Source organism: Undibacterium sp. SXout7W (assembly GCF_049339385.1).
Taxonomy (GTDB): Bacteria; Pseudomonadota; Gammaproteobacteria; order Burkholderiales; family Burkholderiaceae_D; genus Undibacterium.
In genome coordinates this window covers 1-15,510 of sequence record NZ_JBMPPF010000022.1, presented here as the reverse complement: position 1 = coordinate 15,510, position 15,510 = coordinate 1, and the positions used below count along the sequence as shown (strand labels likewise).

Below are 15,510 nucleotides of genomic sequence, written 5' to 3'. Positions count from 1 at the left end.
AATTAATTAATGAACAATAAAATAAATTTGACGCGGATGCGTTGTGGATGCATAATGGATGCAATAGGGATGCATCATATTTTTTAAATTCCTATTCTATCAACTGGACAATCAAGGAAATCAAAATGACAAGCTTAATAAGTAAAATTTGGGTACAGGTTTCTGGTTTTCTACACGACTTGGTAGATAAATCCAGCAGCGTTGGCCGTACCGCACGCGAAAGTATACGCTCGCTTGAGAATCAAATTCGCTCAGCAGAGGAAAGCGTTGCCGATGTTGGGGCCGAGCTGCGCTTGATGCAAAAGGAGAGCGATAAATCACGCGAAAATGCCGTCAAGTGGGAAAGTGTTGCAAGGAATGCTGTTCAAAATGGAGATCGTGCAGCTGCGGTGGAAGCCCTGCAGCTGCAAGTGCAAGCAGAAGAGACAGAAAGCAACTATCGCAACAATGTCGAACGGCTTACCCCTATGCTGTCGCAACTGAAAGGTCGTCTATCCGATCTCCGTCAGAAAAAGCAGGAAATGGAGCATAAAACCAGTGTTCTCGACGCGAGAAGTAAAGTCGCCCAGGCCGAGACCAGGGCAGCACGTTACCTGGGTAATGTGGGTGAGGCGCCTGGCGTCAACTTTGATGACCTGGAAAAGAAAGTGGACAGGGAAGAAGCCAAAGCTGCAGCCTTGGCAGATATTGCCAACGATAAAGCTTCTCTTGATGTGAACAAGCGACTGGAAGACTACTCACGTCGAGAAGCGCTCAACAAAAAGATGGCAGAGTTGGGCTTGCTCACAATCCCTCAATCTGTAGTAGAACCAGTACAGATCAGCACCGGAAAAGGAGAATTCAATGCGTAAATTCGCTATGTTGTTGTTGCTGACATTATCATTTCCTGTCATGGCTCAAGCATTGAGAGTACACGACGCTATGTCCAACATTGCAGGATTAATACAAAGCCCATTTTTGACAGCGATCGCCATGGTTGGCGTTTTATTGGCCTCCCTCATTATGCTTATGGGGAAAGACAGTGCAACCCGCGCCCTCGGGACGACCATATTCATGACTTGTATGTTGATACCTGGCATGAAATTGTTGGCATCAATGGCTGGTATAGAAGCACCGGAAGAAACACCGAAGATTGATTATAAGCCAGGTATTTTTGCACAAAGCTGGGAGTGGGCAGTGGATCACTCTGGCACCCTATGCCTGGCCTTCTTTATCAGTGGTATTGCCATTTACCTTGTGCACCGAAATTTAACTATTAAGTCGGCAAAACGACGTGTGAAGGTAGAATTAAAACAAATCCTTGACACAATAGAGCGTGTCGATGTGCTTTTAGCCTACTGGAGCAATTCCAAACCCGAAAGAGGGGATGGCTCAAAGCGTTACGCCACAAGCACAATAGAAAAATTGAAGCAGGCGCAGGACGAGGTTCTGAAGATGCTGGAACAAGTGCATGCAGGTCAGCCTCTTAGCGATGAACAACGGATTAATTTAGGCAAACTAATCAATGTTATCAATGCTTGCATGAGAGACGAGATTGGCACCCCTGTAAAAGTTGTCGTCAGGTTGAATATGAATGAAGCCGAGGCGCAAACTCAGGAAGGAAACCAAACAACCAGGAGCACCTATAACACACTCAGACAGACGGCTAAGCCATCGGCAACGGGAGAAACGTCCCCAAGCATGACTGACTACCTACTTAATCCATTGAACCCGTTGAGTCCCATTAGCCCGTGGTCATTGTGGAGCAATGATAGAGAGCATTCAAACCAGAATCGCCAGGAAGATAATTCTTCAAGAGATCAGGACAGGGATACACCTTCGCCATCATTTAGAACAGACGATGCACCCAGTAATGTCTCCTACAGTCGTTATGACTCATCCAGTAGTGGGGATTGTGGTGGAAGTAGCTCGAGCAGTACCAATAATTCAGGCAGTGAAATATAAAAATGATGATAAAAAATACCAGAACCACAGATATAAGCCAGGCTTTGCGTGAGCTGAAGCAAAATGACGCATTGCGCTCAGAAACTGACCGCCTTCGTGACATTTTTGATGATGTTGAAGCAGCACTCAAATCCGGCGTTAAACGTGAGGTGGTGCTATCGACACTTCATGAAAAAGGTTTCACGATGAAGATGACAAGTTTCAAGTCAGCGCTCCAGCGCATACGCAAAGAAAAAGCTCAGTTGGAGGCAACCAAATAATTGAAGAGAAAGGAAATCATTCATTTAAAAATACAGGAAACTTTAAAAATTTAACAGGGGAACGGATTATGAATAAATGGTTGGATCAAACATTATTTGGATTGTGGTGTGCCATGGGAGTGGGACTTGGGATTCTCTCCAGATCCTGGGTGATGTTTGGCAGTTTTATGCTGGTGGCGTGCTTTCTTGCCAGCGGCACCTGGGCAGCACGATCAATGAAATCAGAAAATGTTGCAGTAAGACGTGGAGCAACTACTGTGGCAATAATCTACATCATGCTTGTTTGTTTTGGCTTTCTAATGACCATTGAACGAATCTATCTAGTCAACGGATCGTCATACCCCGGCTGGTTAGTCAGGAAAGACGTAGGGAATTTCAATGACGATGGCGTGGGTAATATTCATCAAATAAGTGATTTTAGTAAGGCATATTGTCCCAGTGGTGGAATGGAGGTCTTTGGAAAGGACAATGGATTGTATGTCATGCGTTGCGGCGGAATGCTCTGGTATGAGGCCAATACTTACACCGCTCATTTTAAGGACGCAAAATGATGAAAAGGTTTTTTAAGTGGTTTTTTGATAATTTTTCGATTGCCATTGTAATGATGATTACTGCAGGTGTAGCCGCCGGGCTAAATCAAACAAGGGAAATTTCAGGGTCAAATTATCGGTCGCTTATAGAAGCCTGGCCAAACGCTCCTATCGAATTGAAAACACACATTCGTGAATCTATCGTCAATGGAAAGATTTCGCGCTGGGATTATACGAACCTTTCGCGGGAAACGATGAAAGATGTGGGTCTTGTGATTTTTCCAGAAAATGTGGATCGTGAACAAGAACGTGAAAAATTGGTGAAATTGATTAAACGCGAATAATTATTTTTCCCTATCAGAAAAGTATTTCGCGCGCGAAATTTTAAACGCTGAGTGTATGATATGTGTATGTTAAATGTTATACTCTGAGTACACGCAAACTTTCTGCCGACGGATATGAACTTGGAATTTGATGCAATGGCACCTATCTATCTTGTTTCATGTGTTAGCAAGAAAAGGGAACACAAAAGTGCAGCCAAGGACCTGTACATATCCGACTGGTTCATAAAAGCACGCAAGGTGGTTGAGGCAACAGGTTGTAAATGGTTTATTTTGTCTGCTGCCCATGGCCTACTCAAACCTGAGCAAATAATTGAACCATATAACCACACCCTTAGCCGAATGGTTATTTCGGAACGAAGAGAGTGGGGTGAGAGGACAAGTCTTCAATTGCTGAATACAGTTTCTCAAATGGAGCAAGTAATCTTCTTCGCTGGCCAGCGGTATCGAGAGTTCCTGCTGCCACAACTTGCGCAACATAATATTAAGACCGTTGTTCCGATGGCCGGCTTGTCCATCGGCCGCCAGCTCAGGTGGTTAAAACAATCTGCCTCTGAGACTCACTCATCTAGGGAAAAGATATGAACGAGTACATGCTTGCACGAATCTGGCGCGAACAGAATGGGTATACAGGGCGTGCAGGCGTCATAGTTTTATTCCAAGGTAATGTGCAAGGATGGGTGAATACTTTGCGCAATCCAGAACATTGGCAGCCTGGTTGTATTGCAGTCAATGAAGAAGGGCCGTCCTGGACAACGATGGCTGGTTCAGAGAGAAATGGTGCCTTGATGTGGATGGCAAATGTTCATGACGGAGTATAGCCCTGTGAATGATATCAAGACCTATACACAGAGTGAAGCGAAAAATGAATGGAATAGTGCCCGTCCAAGCAAGCGTAATTTGTTTCTTGCCCGCATCGAGAAAAGTGATTCCATTCTTTTGCATATGGCCTGGGAAGACTTTTCATCCGATGAACGCAAGTTGATACATCAGGCATTGAACGAAGATTTTTATTCACCAATCTGGTACATCAATAAACAAGGCGTGCGCATCTTCAAAGTGCAAATACTTAATTGCACGAAGACTCAAGATGAGCTGGATGACGAAGAAGGTAGTGAACATTGGGGTAAGTTGCCGTTCCCAGCGCGGGTTAGCTCGTTGCTTGCAAATGGTATTGGTGCTGATGCGGAACAAGGCGCATCCGTTTCTTGGAATCTCATAGACCCAAAACTTCGTAAAAGATTGCTTATATATTTCCGCCAGCATAATGAATGCAATGCGGCCAATGTCATAAGAAGTTTTGAATATGCTTCATCGACAGATACTTTGTTTCGCGCGCGAAACTCAAGAAAAGCACATCATCAACGCCTCAAAGATTCAAGAACAAGGGATACACAATGAGCACGAATGAAGCAGAAGTACCAACACTTGAAAGCCTCACGGAACTCCAAGGAAAAGCCATTTTGAGTTTTCTTCATGTACGTCGCTCACTTAATCAATTGCGCGTTAGAGCCTGCTTAGCAATTATATTGGTAATAGGCGGCGCCGCAATATCTAGTCATTTTGCTGTTTTTGACTCGCAAATATTTCAAGGTGTCGCATTGGTCTTGGCCACCGGATTATTGATACTTAGCGAAGGGCTTTGTGCCTACACCATACGTCAAGCCAAATTTACACTCTTGGCTTTAGCGTTACCAAGTGACTTCATACATAGTCTCGCTAACCTTGACATAAGAGAAATGGATAAGAAACTTGCAGCTCGAAAATCAGAACAAGCCTAAGGAGATTTTATGAAACGCGAACCCAAAGTCACTATCGAAGAGTTGACACCAAAGTTTATGCACGTAGATCTTACCCCATTGAATGGGCGGTTGTCTGGCCAGTCCTTAATTGCGTTTGAGCATTGCCTAATTGAAATTTTAGGTGAACTCTTCGACCAGCATCGAATATATCTTTCAGTTATTACTGAACTTGCGACAGAGTGTATTGATGCCGAATCCAGATCTAATTTTGTCCGGTCGCACAGTGAATATAATCACAGAAAAGGGGATTATCTCGCCGATAATGCAAACTTTTCTCTAGCAGGGCGTTACTTTTATCGGCTCAATGAGCGTTTGTGCGATTTGGAAGATAAACTGCATAGTGAAGGTAAGCCAAACACGATAGGCCCCGCGCGCCAGCTGGTCGCAATCATACTTAGACAGATGCAAACCATGTTCAACGCAGCTTCATTTCAAAATTACCGCTTGAACCAGTGTTTTGATAGCTGGATGGCCACTCAATAAAAACATTAACCAACTTTTTAGCCAGGATAATTTGCCTGCCGCTTAAGGCCAAAAAAACAGCAAGCTCCAAGTTTAATTTGAAAGGAACATGATGGTCACGAAAAATGCGAGAGATTCTATTCTGGGTGATGAACTCCTTGTCGCCAGGCCAATCCGAATAATACTCAGTGATATGCATGAGTATTTGCCCGATGGTTCCTATGAGGACATGACCAAGGCGGAACAGGCAGTTATCGACGCCGGCATCTATCTCAACATGCACCGTCTTACGCAGGCAGAAAGAATTCTCGAAGAATTGACCGCAGACCCTGAAACGGAACAGTGGGCGCGGACAACAATCAGTTTCATTCAACAGGTAGCAGGATTACCTGGAACTTCGATTGCGGATTACGAAAGAGCATCGAGAGACTACCAAAAGCGCGCCCTTCAACTAGATACCCGTATTGCGCCAATCTCTTTCCAGGTCAAAAGTCCATTCGCGAACTGGCTATCTTTTTGGCAGCTAATTCGCCGCTTTCTGATTGTTCTTGGTGTACGCACAGCACTTGCGGTGGGATACATTGTCGTATTAGTAGGTCCATCTGGCAGTGGGAAGAGTTACATAATGGAGCGCGTTCTTTCTGGACGCATCATTAGCAAGAAGGACACTGTGATAAGTATGAGCGCTCCATGCGACCAGCATTTGTTACCACTAGAACCAGGTGAGATTCCTCGCGGTCGCTTCGGTGTCGATGAGGTGCAGTTACTTAACCCTGTAACTTTGGCAGCAGCAATGTCAAAATCAAAATCGCCATATGTGCTATCTCTACAGTCCCAATTTCAATTGGGTGTTGAAATTCAAGAAGTCATCGCGCAACGCAAACATATTTTTTTGAAGCTGGTCCGCTGAACAAATGCTTATGAAAACAAAAGCTGTATCTGAAAGGATCTTCCCGTGGCTAAGTACGCAAAAATAGACGTAGACAACTTGGTGCTTGAACACTTTGGTCTCCCAGCGACATTCCCGCCAGAGCTGGTACCACTGGAAGCAAGGCAATTTATCAATGATACGAAGAAAGGCATGCCAGCCGCTGACCTCCTGCAGCTGGCCACGACACGGAAATTTTCACCTCTCTGGCGTCCATTACCTCACATGCTGGAAGGCGACGTATACGGGCTAGGCCTCGATGTAGCCGGATTACAAGTACCTCTTATGGCCAAGATGAGGCGTGTCTCGCCACCCCTGAAAAACACTCCAGATGACACACCTCAATACGAAGACCGTCAACTATCACTACTGGACTAATTGAATAAATGAAATTGCCAACCTACATCCTGGCAGCTTTATCCTTGTGCGCTACGGTTGCTTGTTCAGAAAAACATTCAACAAAAAGCGTTGCTAGACCGCCGACAATCCCGCCTGATATGAAGACACATGAGGCATTGAGCAATGCAATTGATGTTCTCAACGACGAGCTCATGACCCATGCACATCAATCCGGTTTGTGCTGGGGGCCGCAGGATGCTATCGGTTCCAAAAAAAATTGGATACGCTGCAGCGATGATCCACAATTTTTAAGAAAATGGTATTCGCAAGACCTGAACCATACCAATTGCATCGAAAGTAGCTCTCCGGCAGACAGGATGCGTATGGTCCAGGAATCTGGCGGCACACCCAAAGTCATTAATCGTCCCGACGGCGTAGTTGAGGTAGAAGTGGGAACCGAGAACGGTAATTCCCGTTACTGGACCTACTTTAAGACCATGGAAAGATGTTTCCAGTCTTTGCCCCGCGGGCAAGTCATCGACAAGAAATATAAATAAAGTAAATGCAGTGCAAAATTTTCTTTTCCCCAACAGCCTATGCGTGAATACCTCCCTCCACCAGTCAGAGCAGCACGTCTGAAACTCATGCAAGCCTTGGCCGCCGAACATGGCGGCAGCTGTACGGCGACAGTTTATATTCACTGCAATACACCCCTTAAATTTGATTGCCCGGTACATGGCCCGTTTGAAGCACAACCGCGCCACATCGCCTCTGGCAGCTGGTGCCGCCTTTGCAGCAATGATGCACGCAAGCCACCCGTGATTGAGCGGCTGCAGCGCTACGTTCAGGAGAAGGGCGGCAAGATCAAGTCACCGTATATCTCTGCCAGAAACCGGATCACGATTGAGTGTCCTATCCATGGCGACTGGCAAACATCACCGGATAACCTACTCAACAAAAACAGCTGGTGTGCCCGCTGCGCGCGCGGCATGCCCCGGCGCAAGCGTAAAAGAACCATGGAATCCGTAATCATGCCTTCTCGCTGAACACAAAGGATCAATATGCCCAGCTGGACACCTACCCCCGAACAACTCACGGCAATGACCGACGCGCTGCCTGATTTGATTGACCGCCATGGTGGCGGTCGCAGCCAGCGCAACCTGGTGGACGCCTTTCTGGCTACACTGCATCACGTTACTAGCATCCTCCCGTCGATCGCTGCATGCCGTCAGCTATTCTTGCGTTTGTGCCCGGACCGCTCGCCGTCGATGCAGACTTTTGCAGACGCCCGACGCCGGTTACAGACCAAGATTCAATCTATGCAGGTGGCAGCTGGCCAAGTTAATGATGTTAAAGCCAGCGAGCTGGCGCACCTGCTGGAGAGTGCCGTGGTGAAAGGCATAGGCAAGTACTTACCTACCTTAGAAAACGGTGCCCAGGTCGTCCACGCAAGCCAGATCGTCAATTTTTTAACCGGGGAACTGGCTGATAGCGAACAAAGGTGCCGGAATCTGGCAGATCAGGTGGCTAGCTTGCAGGGCAAGCTGCAGGCGGCCACCATAATCAAAGAACAACACCAGCTACAGCAGCAAGCCTGGTTTGATCAGTTGGCCCAGCTGGCCGATGCCAACCGCAAACTCACTGACAGCATCGACGGACTGCGCCAGCACGCCCTGGACAGCATTGAGCTGGCCAGGGCCGATACTCGCCAATGGAAATTGAAGTATGAAACCACTGTAATTGCACACCGCAAACGCCTAGAATTGTTTGAATACTACCGGCGCGCAGCCTACGCGCGCGGTGCCGCCATACCTGACCAACTGCTGGATGGGGAAACAGAATGACCGCCCTGCAGATTCTGCCAGAAGGATTGATTGCACGGCCGCAGGCTGGGCACAACCTGGGGAACGTGGCTGACGACTGGGAAGCAGCTGAACTATGGCTCACTGGCTTAAGTATCAAGCGCAAGGGAAAAGCCAGCCAAACAGATGCGACATACGGATATCACATGGCAAAAATTCGCTGGTACTGTGAAAACGTGTCAAAAATCACGCTATCTCGCTGGTCTAGCCAAGAAGCGATCATTTTTTTGCAATTTCTACAAAAAGTGCCAAAAGACTGCATCGCTACAAAGGGTAGTCGCCAGCACCATCCTGGTTGGACACCGTTTCGTGTACAACCGTCAAACAGCAGCCAGGCTGATATCCAGCGAGTTTTGCACTCTTTATTTAAATCCTGGCACCGCCAGGGCTATATACGTTTTATCCCTGAATGCCTTGACGGCGCCGACCGTGGGAACCCTGCTAACGTTCATCGGGCAATTAGCCTGGATCTGTATGATCTTGTGCTTCAGAACATTGATGATGAGATGGCACAAACGGTCTGTCAGCGAATGCTGGCCCGTCGCGATCGTTTTGTATTCTCCGCTTTGCGCGGGCTTGGCCTGCGCGCGAGCGAGCTGGTCCTGGCCAGGATGTCAGCATTCCGCCTCTTATCAGTTCCTGGTACCGAAAAAACCTATTGGGTGTTTGATGTTCTAGCAGAAACTGCCAAGGGCAGCAAAGCCAGAACAATTCCAGTTCCAGTGCCAGTCTTCGATGCACTCCGACTGTACCGCAGGGCGTTTGGCCTGCCAACAGTTCCAGGGCCTGAGGAAACGGCATTATTAATCTTATCGCCGCGTACCATGCCTGTCCTAATCAATGGTATCAAGGTCAAATATACCAAGGACAGACAGTTTTTCCAGGCATGGACTCCAGTACGGACCAGGCAAGGGATTTATGAGATTGTAAAAGCCCGGCTTAAAGCAGCAGCTGATCAGCTCGATGCCAAGAAGGATGACAGAGGAGCACAATTGCGCCAGGCGTCACCTCATTGGTTACGGCATACATTCGCCAAAGCAAGCTTATTAGTAGGACAGGATCAACGCTCTGTCGCCGCTCATCTTGGTCACGCTTCGATAGAAACTGTCATGCTGTATTCCGAGCAAGACGTACTGGATCTGATCGCAGCAAAAGAAAGAGCACAACCAGGGTCTCTGGCTATGCAAAAACAAATTTGAAATCGCTACCTGCATACGGGCAGTTGATCCCAGTCAGTTGTATACGCCGGTGATTTGTTTTCCTGACGCATAGCCCAAGCCATCCTGCAGCCATCTTGCGATAGTTTGAGCGTACCTCTTCCGTACCTGGCATTAATGTCGTCCATAACGCGCATCAAGCCAGGTTTTGCATGCTCCTTATTGACGAACAAATCGCCCTGATAGAAAGCTGCCGGCAAGATGCCGGACAGAATGACACCAGCCCTTTTGTACTGAAATCCCTCCCTGAAAATGTCCTGCAGGCCTCGTACTGCCCACTGCTGTAATTCGGTCGAGCTGGCCGAGGGCGAAATCAAAGGAATGGTAATGCTAGGGCAATACTGCGGCCTGTCATCTCTAAACCGGTCAGTCATGATAAAAACCTGCAAAACGCTGGCCACAGATTCTTGCTGGCGCAGCTTGAATGCGGCATTGCTTACAAAATGGGCCAGTGCATCTTGGATATCTTCGACGGATTCAATTACCTGGCCAAAGCTACGACTGGTAATTATTTGCTGCTTAGCCGGTGCTACCTCCTCGATCTCGATACAGTCCTCACCTCTGAGCTCACGTACAATCCTTTCCAGGACAAGGCCGTACCTCGTCCGAATGCCGGCAATATTGGCATCACGCAGCTCGGCCACGGTGGAGATACCCTGTGTCACCAGGGAAGCATTAAGTTTGCGGCCAATACCCCATACTTCTTCAATAAGGATGTTTGAAAAAACACTGTCTTGTTGCTTTTGAGTCAAATCGCTGATGTTGAACACCCCATTGGACCTCGGATGCCGTTTTGCGACGAAATTGGCGAGTTTTGAGAGCGTTTTTGTGGGCCCGACCCCAACACACACAGGGATTCCCGTTTCGAGCTGTACGCGGCTTCTCATGGCCTCTGCAGTCATTTTAATGTCAGACATGCCGGTTAGATCAACGAAACACTCGTCAATGCTGTAGATTTCCTGGATAGGTGAATACCTACCAAGAATGGACATGACCCGGTTGGACATATCCGCATATAACGGATAATTTGACGACAAAACTTGTATGTCATGCTGCTTCACAAGTTCTCTGATCTGGTACAGTGGCACGCCCATCTTGACTCCCAAAGCTTTCGCCTGGCTGGATCTGCTAATCACACAGGAATCGTTGTTTGACAGGACCACGACCGCTTTTCCGGCAAGTCGTGGATTGAAAACAACCTGGCAACTAACATAGAAATTATTACAGTCGATTAAAGCCACGTACCGCATGATTAATACAGCTTGCGCAGGTTGTAAGTAACAACGCCCCAGATGCGTAGCTCTTGACCTTCCCTTAACTCCATTGGTTTGTATTTGGGATTTTCTGGCAGGAGGCGAACGACCTGGCCACGTTTGAAAAATCGCTTCACGGTGAATTCTTCATCTACGATAGCCAGGACGATATTGTTGCTAGCCGGGACTATTGCCCTGTCAACAATGATGGTGTCCCCATCATAGATACCAATACCTTCCATAGAATCACCGGCCACTCTAAACAGGTAAGTTGCTTCGGTATTGAGTATTAACTTCTGGGTTAGATCAATTCGTTTTTGAGCATAGTCAGCTGCAGGCGAGGGAAAGCCAGCCGAAATTCCGGCATTGAAGAGAATTATTTCAAATGGGCGCGCAATAATACTGTACATGCAATCAGTATATAGCGTGAATACTTGTGGATGCAACCGGGCATAAATCTCTTTTCCCTAGTAGTTATGGGAATGATGATACTCACGGTAATTATTTGTATGTTGCTGGTTGTGCCCAGGGGGTCAACAAGCTCGCTTGCGAGCGTAATACCCCTTTGGGGTCTATTTAAAGGGCGAAGCCCTGGGGATGCCGGGTGGGAGCGCGTAGCGCGGGCGGAGGCCGCTTGCGGCCGGAGGAGACGGTGGGGCTTGCCCCAAGAGTCGGCGCTTTTAAGGCTATTAAAAGGCTAAAAAAAAGGCTAAAAAGGCTAAGGTTGTTAAAAATCAATTTTTTTTCAATAAAATCAACTACATAAAAAAATTTGCTGTAAGTAAAACCTACCGAAAACGGGTAAAAAACAATGCACAAAAGTTATCAAATAAACCACGAAATCACTGTTTTTAAAAATTTTATGAACACCTGTAACCTATTCCTACCTATGAAATGGACACCTGTAACCTATTCCTACCGGTTCTCAAATTACCCGTAACCTATACCTACTGCTTCAATTGGAACCCGTAACCTATACCTACTGGTTCAAAATGAACTGTAACTTATACCTACCAATACCCGTCATCTATACCTACCGTAGAACAAAACAACCCGAAACCTATACCTACCGCTTTTATTTTATGTGTAACCTATACCTACATATGAAAATTGATGATAAACGGGATTTCTTTGCCACAGGCGACACATTCAGTGCGATAGGTAACGAAGGACCTGTAACCTATACCTACCGGACAATTGGTCATCACAACCCGTAACCTATACCTACCGATCAGACTATTTGAAGCACTGACATTTCACCACTTAGTTTACGCCCATCACTGAGTCGCTTATTAGACGCCCGAATTGCAGCGACAAATTCTGGGCTCGGCGTTAATGTGTAGGAAACATCCTCAATTTTGTTTCTGCTCCCACGCCTCACATCCTTTGTATAGAACATCAATACTTTGTTCTTTTCCAACTCTGAAAAAGCATCATCCAATGCTTGGATGCCCTGCCTGGCATGTTTGTATCCGTTTAAAAGCGCGCTGTCACGATCAATTGTTGAATACAGCATATCAAACGTCCTACCATGCGCAGCATAAGTAAATTTGGTGGACAGCTGTTTATGAAGCCATCTCGCGAGCTGTGAAGAATGACTCATCATTTGATCATAGTTGTATTGCTTATATCTCAGCTCGTCAATGCTTCTGGTTACCAGAGGATGAAACTGAGCAATCCATTTTGCCTCCGCATTTGCCTCCAAATCTTTTCGCGTCACGCCTGCAAGTGCAGGCAGAATTGAACTGAACCCGACGCCATCGCCATCACCATCACAGTTAATTTCAATATTTGCCTTTGAAAGAATTTCCAAGGAAAGAATAATTTCTTGAAATGACCTTGTATGCTTGCGCTTTGCTAGTTCTTCGCGGAGCATGTAGAGCGTGAAAACTGCACCTGAACGATAGCTGAATTTGTCAAAAAAACCTTGATCTTGCTCTGAAGCGATTTTACGCAATGCATCCTCAATCAATTCCTCATTCGATGACGGATAGAAGTCAATTTCACTGATCGTGTCCGTCTCTTTATCCTTGACTTCAATTCGTGCCGGTTGGATTACAACCTGGTAACCTCTGCCACCGAATTTACAGTTGAGTTTCAGCAACTTTAGCCGCCCATCGCTGGACCGCAGCTTATTTTGGGCTTGGCGAGACATAGAATATTTGGGGATACTATCCCACAGATCAATCGTATTACCGAGATTTGAACGTTCATCATCTGTATTGCACAAAAATTTTTGGAATAAATCGAGTTGAAAATTTTCAAACGCAGATGTTGGTATTTTCTTTACCTTGGTAGGCGATTTCTTATTTTTGTCGGATGCCATAGTTAAAACCTTTATGTCGGGGCTTGGGTGCAGGCTGGCCTATTAAGAGACTGCACATATTATGTGCTTTTACCGCTATAAAAACATCGTCCAATTTGAATATACTAAATTGAAAATATAAAAGGATCTGTGATAAAATTCCAGCTTGTGATTTGAAAAACTCCTAAAGTCTTGAAAATCACCACAAACGCCTCGTCTGCTCACGGGGCGTTTTTCTTTTCCTCATGGATATAAGTCAGCCTGGCGGCCACGACAGATCTTGTTATCTTATTGAAGGTAGCACGCCGCCTCTCATGACTTCCACAGCACGCCATGTCGTCACAGAGTTTCTGCAGCTCTGTCGCCAACGCCAGAGGCAAAGTTAATTGAACGGTAGCAATATTATCTGAAGAGCTGACAGCATAATGCTCTTGAGTACGCCTTATCGTCGCCACGATCGCTGTTACGCGCTGCCTGGCGACTTTATTTCTCTTGGCCACCTCCGTATGAGTATGGCCAAGAACGAAAACTTCGCGAGCAATAGCTCTGGCTCCGTCACCTAGATTCGTTGAGGACAGAAGCAAGTCCAGGTCATCGGTATTTAAACGAATAACACTCATAGGGAAAGAAATACAAAAAAAGAGAGGAAGGGAAGGGCGACAGCATAGCTGCCGCACCTGATTTCTACTTAGAATTTCCAGCCGGTAGGCATAATTGGCACCTCAATCTTGCTGCGTATGCCTCCACCTAACTCCTGAGTTGGATGGAGTTCTTCATACAATTTCTCGATACCTTTCTTTTTTGAGTCCGATTGCAGCCGAGCGATGTATGCTTTTGATCTCTCCGGTCCCAGGGCAAAAAGCATAGGTAACACTGAATCCAAAAAACAAGACCATAAAACGAACTCAGCATCATCGGGTTTGGAGTCAAGTGCGCGAAATTTTTCTTGCATTTCTTTCACCAGTCCCCCATTGCCATCACCCCATTCAACAGCCTCTTTCCTGAGTGTAAGCAATTCCTGTTCTGCCTGGCGTCTTTCTTCTTCTAAATCGCGCTTTGGTGCCTTGGCTGGTTTGGATTCTTGCTTGCCTGGTGATGTGGCCGGCACACCAAGTCTCCCAGGGGGTTTTTTATCTGCCGCCCGCTGCGTCCCTGGCTTTTCCATTGTTTTAGAACCGCCAGATGCTTCAAAATTATTGCTTTCAACATCTGGCACTGTCTCAGGAACTTCCTCTTCATCGCCAGCGTCTGGATGTAATTGGCTCCCAGCGATGTTTGAGTCTATCTCTGCATTTTTTTCAGCAGCATAGTTTTCTGTCTCTTCCTTCTGTTTTTTCATCAGCGCCAGCTTGTTGCGGATCTCGTCACGGGGTAGCGGCTTACCGTCTATCAGGTGTATTTTGTAACGAGAAGCCTCTTCTGCATCAAGTTCCTCAATCTGATTGAGTACAGATAGAATTTCCAAGTCTCCAGACAGTTCTTCTTCCAAAATACTCAATGTCACAGTCTTGTACGATTTTACAGCCATCCGTTTACTGATCCAGGCAGCACTACGACCCCAAATTTTTGCAGCTTCTTCCGCTCCATATTTGGTTGTGTCCTCAACGACCCCCAGAGCCTGCTCATGAACAGTGAGAGCACGATGCGTCATGTTTTCAGATACTTGGAGCCTACGAATCGTAGCTTCATCAAGTCCACGTTCGATATTTACTGGAACAGTTTTTAAACCAATCAGCAAAGCAGCCCTGAAACGGCGCTCCCCCGCGATGATTCGATAGCGACCATCTTTTTCTTCATGTACAAGCAGGGGATGTTTAATGCCGTCCACACGAAGAATTTCCGCAAACTGTTCCAAATCGCTGAATTTTTTGCGAACTTGCACCACAGCGTAAATTTTACTTACGTCCATATTAGTGTCAGGAACCCTTGGCGTCGCCATAGCACCATTTATAACTCCAGCAAACTGGGTCAATTCTAAACTTTTCTTTGACATGATTTTTCCTTACAGACCCATGCGGCTAAAAATGTGCTCACAAGCCGTTTTCATTTCCCTGGCTGCCACATTGCGGCTTTCCCCCTTATCTGTGAGCCACACCGCACGATCTTTAGCCAGGTCAATTGCAGCACGCTCAAATAAGGTAACTGGTAAAACACCATCACCCCATGCACCTTTCATTGTTTCCAAAACATCGCGATGATAGGCCCGCTTTTGATTTACTTGATTTGGCAATACACCAAGGGGAGCCAGGTTTGGATTCAAATTTCCC

Annotated in this window: 21 protein-coding genes; 15 read left to right on the top strand and 6 right to left on the bottom strand. The window is 46.5% G+C overall.

The window, feature by feature from the left end; translation table 11 throughout:
• Positions 1–125: 125 nt before the first annotated feature.
• The 15 genes from ACO0LB_RS17795 to ACO0LB_RS17725 all read left to right on the top strand — a co-directional run bounded on the left by ACO0LB_RS17795 (position 126) and on the right by ACO0LB_RS17725 (position 9,667).
• On the top strand, positions 126–851 hold the full coding sequence (locus ACO0LB_RS17795; RefSeq protein WP_423051520.1) for a PspA/IM30 family protein: 726 nt from the start codon (positions 126–128) through the stop codon (positions 849–851).
• Positions 844–1,944, top strand: a complete 1,101-nt coding sequence (locus ACO0LB_RS17790; RefSeq protein WP_423051518.1) for a hypothetical protein — start codon at positions 844–846, stop codon at positions 1,942–1,944. Before ACO0LB_RS17795 ends, ACO0LB_RS17790 begins: the two co-directional genes overlap by 8 nt.
• A gap of 2 nt (positions 1,945–1,946) precedes the next feature.
• Entirely contained in the window at positions 1,947–2,204 is a 258-nt protein-coding gene (locus ACO0LB_RS17785; RefSeq protein WP_423051516.1) for a hypothetical protein, read from the top strand.
• Between the two features lie 68 nt (positions 2,205–2,272).
• The gene (locus ACO0LB_RS17780; protein WP_423051515.1) at positions 2,273–2,755 is read left to right on the top strand and encodes a hypothetical protein; all 483 of its coding nucleotides are present in this window, start codon (positions 2,273–2,275) and stop codon (positions 2,753–2,755) included.
• Positions 2,752–3,078, top strand: coding sequence for a hypothetical protein (locus ACO0LB_RS17775; RefSeq protein WP_423051513.1), 327 nt, complete (start codon positions 2,752–2,754; stop codon positions 3,076–3,078). The genes ACO0LB_RS17780 and ACO0LB_RS17775 overlap by 4 nt, the downstream gene beginning before the upstream one ends.
• A gap of 114 nt (positions 3,079–3,192) precedes the next feature.
• Complete coding sequence (locus tag ACO0LB_RS17770; protein ID WP_423051511.1) at positions 3,193–3,660, top strand: DUF6884 domain-containing protein; 468 nt, start codon at positions 3,193–3,195, stop codon at positions 3,658–3,660.
• Between the two features lie 8 nt (positions 3,661–3,668).
• The gene (locus ACO0LB_RS17765) at positions 3,669–3,896 is read left to right on the top strand and encodes a hypothetical protein (RefSeq protein WP_423051509.1); all 228 of its coding nucleotides are present in this window, start codon (positions 3,669–3,671) and stop codon (positions 3,894–3,896) included.
• A 4-nt stretch (positions 3,897–3,900) separates the two neighbouring features.
• Complete coding sequence (locus ACO0LB_RS17760; RefSeq protein WP_423051507.1) at positions 3,901–4,476, top strand: hypothetical protein; 576 nt, start codon at positions 3,901–3,903, stop codon at positions 4,474–4,476.
• On the top strand, positions 4,473–4,856 hold the full coding sequence (locus tag ACO0LB_RS17755) for a hypothetical protein (protein ID WP_423051505.1): 384 nt from the start codon (positions 4,473–4,475) through the stop codon (positions 4,854–4,856). Before ACO0LB_RS17760 ends, ACO0LB_RS17755 begins: the two co-directional genes overlap by 4 nt.
• A gap of 9 nt (positions 4,857–4,865) precedes the next feature.
• Positions 4,866–5,360 (top strand): hypothetical protein, encoded by a 495-nt coding sequence (locus ACO0LB_RS17750; RefSeq protein WP_423051503.1) that lies wholly within the window; start codon positions 4,866–4,868, stop codon positions 5,358–5,360.
• 88 nt (positions 5,361–5,448) lie between these two features.
• Positions 5,449–6,249 (top strand): hypothetical protein, encoded by an 801-nt coding sequence (locus ACO0LB_RS17745; protein ID WP_423051501.1) that lies wholly within the window; start codon positions 5,449–5,451, stop codon positions 6,247–6,249.
• Positions 6,250–6,818: 569 nt separating this feature from the next.
• Positions 6,819–7,163, top strand: a complete 345-nt coding sequence (locus ACO0LB_RS17740; RefSeq protein ID WP_423051500.1) for a hypothetical protein — start codon at positions 6,819–6,821, stop codon at positions 7,161–7,163.
• 39 nt (positions 7,164–7,202) lie between these two features.
• Entirely contained in the window at positions 7,203–7,652 is a 450-nt protein-coding gene (locus ACO0LB_RS17735; RefSeq protein WP_423051499.1) for a hypothetical protein, read from the top strand.
• Between the two features lie 54 nt (positions 7,653–7,706).
• Positions 7,707–8,450: a hypothetical protein gene (locus ACO0LB_RS17730; RefSeq protein ID WP_423051497.1), complete on the top strand. Its 744-nt coding sequence runs from the start codon at positions 7,707–7,709 to the stop codon at positions 8,448–8,450.
• Positions 8,447–9,667 carry a tyrosine-type recombinase/integrase gene (locus ACO0LB_RS17725; protein ID WP_423051495.1) on the top strand — a complete coding sequence of 407 codons (1,221 nt, stop codon included), beginning with the start codon at positions 8,447–8,449 and terminating at the stop codon, positions 9,665–9,667. Before ACO0LB_RS17730 ends, ACO0LB_RS17725 begins: the two co-directional genes overlap by 4 nt.
• Positions 9,668–9,672: 5 nt before the next feature.
• Here the strand turns inward: ACO0LB_RS17725 and ACO0LB_RS17720 are convergent, their stop codons facing one another.
• From ACO0LB_RS17720 to ACO0LB_RS17695, 6 genes are all read right to left on the bottom strand, one after another.
• On the bottom strand, positions 9,673–10,935 hold the full coding sequence (locus ACO0LB_RS17720; protein WP_423051493.1) for a Y-family DNA polymerase: 1,263 nt from the start codon (positions 10,933–10,935) through the stop codon (positions 9,673–9,675).
• Positions 10,936–10,937: 2 nt separating this feature from the next.
• Positions 10,938–11,348, bottom strand: coding sequence for a LexA family protein (locus ACO0LB_RS17715; protein WP_423051491.1), 411 nt, complete (start codon positions 11,346–11,348; stop codon positions 10,938–10,940).
• Positions 11,349–12,169: 821 nt separating this feature from the next.
• The gene (locus tag ACO0LB_RS17710) at positions 12,170–13,264 is read right to left on the bottom strand and encodes a hypothetical protein (protein WP_423051489.1); all 1,095 of its coding nucleotides are present in this window, start codon (positions 13,262–13,264) and stop codon (positions 12,170–12,172) included.
• 200 nt (positions 13,265–13,464) lie between these two features.
• Positions 13,465–13,863, bottom strand: coding sequence for a hypothetical protein (locus tag ACO0LB_RS17705; RefSeq protein ID WP_423051487.1), 399 nt, complete (start codon positions 13,861–13,863; stop codon positions 13,465–13,467).
• Between the two features lie 68 nt (positions 13,864–13,931).
• Positions 13,932–15,236, bottom strand: a complete 1,305-nt coding sequence (locus tag ACO0LB_RS17700) for a ParB/RepB/Spo0J family partition protein (protein WP_423051485.1) — start codon at positions 15,234–15,236, stop codon at positions 13,932–13,934.
• Between the two features lie 9 nt (positions 15,237–15,245).
• Positions 15,246–15,510, bottom strand: a 265-nt coding sequence (locus ACO0LB_RS17695; protein ID WP_423051483.1) for a ParA family protein, incomplete at its 5' end; no start/stop codon positions are given.

Coding starts and splice junctions, on each gene's coding strand:
- ACO0LB_RS17745 (WP_423051501.1), top strand. CDS start 5,449: ATGATGGTCACGAAAAATGCGAGAGATTCTATTCTGGGTGATGAACTC.
- ACO0LB_RS17790 (WP_423051518.1), top strand. CDS start 844: ATGCGTAAATTCGCTATGTTGTTGTTGCTGACATTATCATTTCCTGTC.
- ACO0LB_RS17775 (WP_423051513.1), top strand. CDS start 2,752: ATGATGAAAAGGTTTTTTAAGTGGTTTTTTGATAATTTTTCGATTGCC.
- ACO0LB_RS17725 (WP_423051495.1), top strand. CDS start 8,447: ATGACCGCCCTGCAGATTCTGCCAGAAGGATTGATTGCACGGCCGCAG.
- ACO0LB_RS17705 (WP_423051487.1), bottom strand. CDS start 13,863: ATGAGTGTTATTCGTTTAAATACCGATGACCTGGACTTGCTTCTGTCC.
- ACO0LB_RS17730 (WP_423051497.1), top strand. CDS start 7,707: ATGACCGACGCGCTGCCTGATTTGATTGACCGCCATGGTGGCGGTCGC.
- ACO0LB_RS17750 (WP_423051503.1), top strand. CDS start 4,866: ATGAAACGCGAACCCAAAGTCACTATCGAAGAGTTGACACCAAAGTTT.
- ACO0LB_RS17715 (WP_423051491.1), bottom strand. CDS start 11,348: ATGTACAGTATTATTGCGCGCCCATTTGAAATAATTCTCTTCAATGCC.
- ACO0LB_RS17735 (WP_423051499.1), top strand. CDS start 7,203: ATGCGTGAATACCTCCCTCCACCAGTCAGAGCAGCACGTCTGAAACTC.
- ACO0LB_RS17780 (WP_423051515.1), top strand. CDS start 2,273: ATGAATAAATGGTTGGATCAAACATTATTTGGATTGTGGTGTGCCATG.
- ACO0LB_RS17755 (WP_423051505.1), top strand. CDS start 4,473: ATGAGCACGAATGAAGCAGAAGTACCAACACTTGAAAGCCTCACGGAA.
- ACO0LB_RS17740 (WP_423051500.1), top strand. CDS start 6,819: ATGACCCATGCACATCAATCCGGTTTGTGCTGGGGGCCGCAGGATGCT.
- ACO0LB_RS17765 (WP_423051509.1), top strand. CDS start 3,669: ATGCTTGCACGAATCTGGCGCGAACAGAATGGGTATACAGGGCGTGCA.
- ACO0LB_RS17795 (WP_423051520.1), top strand. CDS start 126: ATGACAAGCTTAATAAGTAAAATTTGGGTACAGGTTTCTGGTTTTCTA.
- ACO0LB_RS17700 (WP_423051485.1), bottom strand. CDS start 15,236: ATGTCAAAGAAAAGTTTAGAATTGACCCAGTTTGCTGGAGTTATAAAT.
- ACO0LB_RS17710 (WP_423051489.1), bottom strand. CDS start 13,264: ATGGCATCCGACAAAAATAAGAAATCGCCTACCAAGGTAAAGAAAATA.
- ACO0LB_RS17785 (WP_423051516.1), top strand. CDS start 1,947: ATGATGATAAAAAATACCAGAACCACAGATATAAGCCAGGCTTTGCGT.
- ACO0LB_RS17770 (WP_423051511.1), top strand. CDS start 3,193: ATGAACTTGGAATTTGATGCAATGGCACCTATCTATCTTGTTTCATGT.
- ACO0LB_RS17720 (WP_423051493.1), bottom strand. CDS start 10,935: ATGCGGTACGTGGCTTTAATCGACTGTAATAATTTCTATGTTAGTTGC.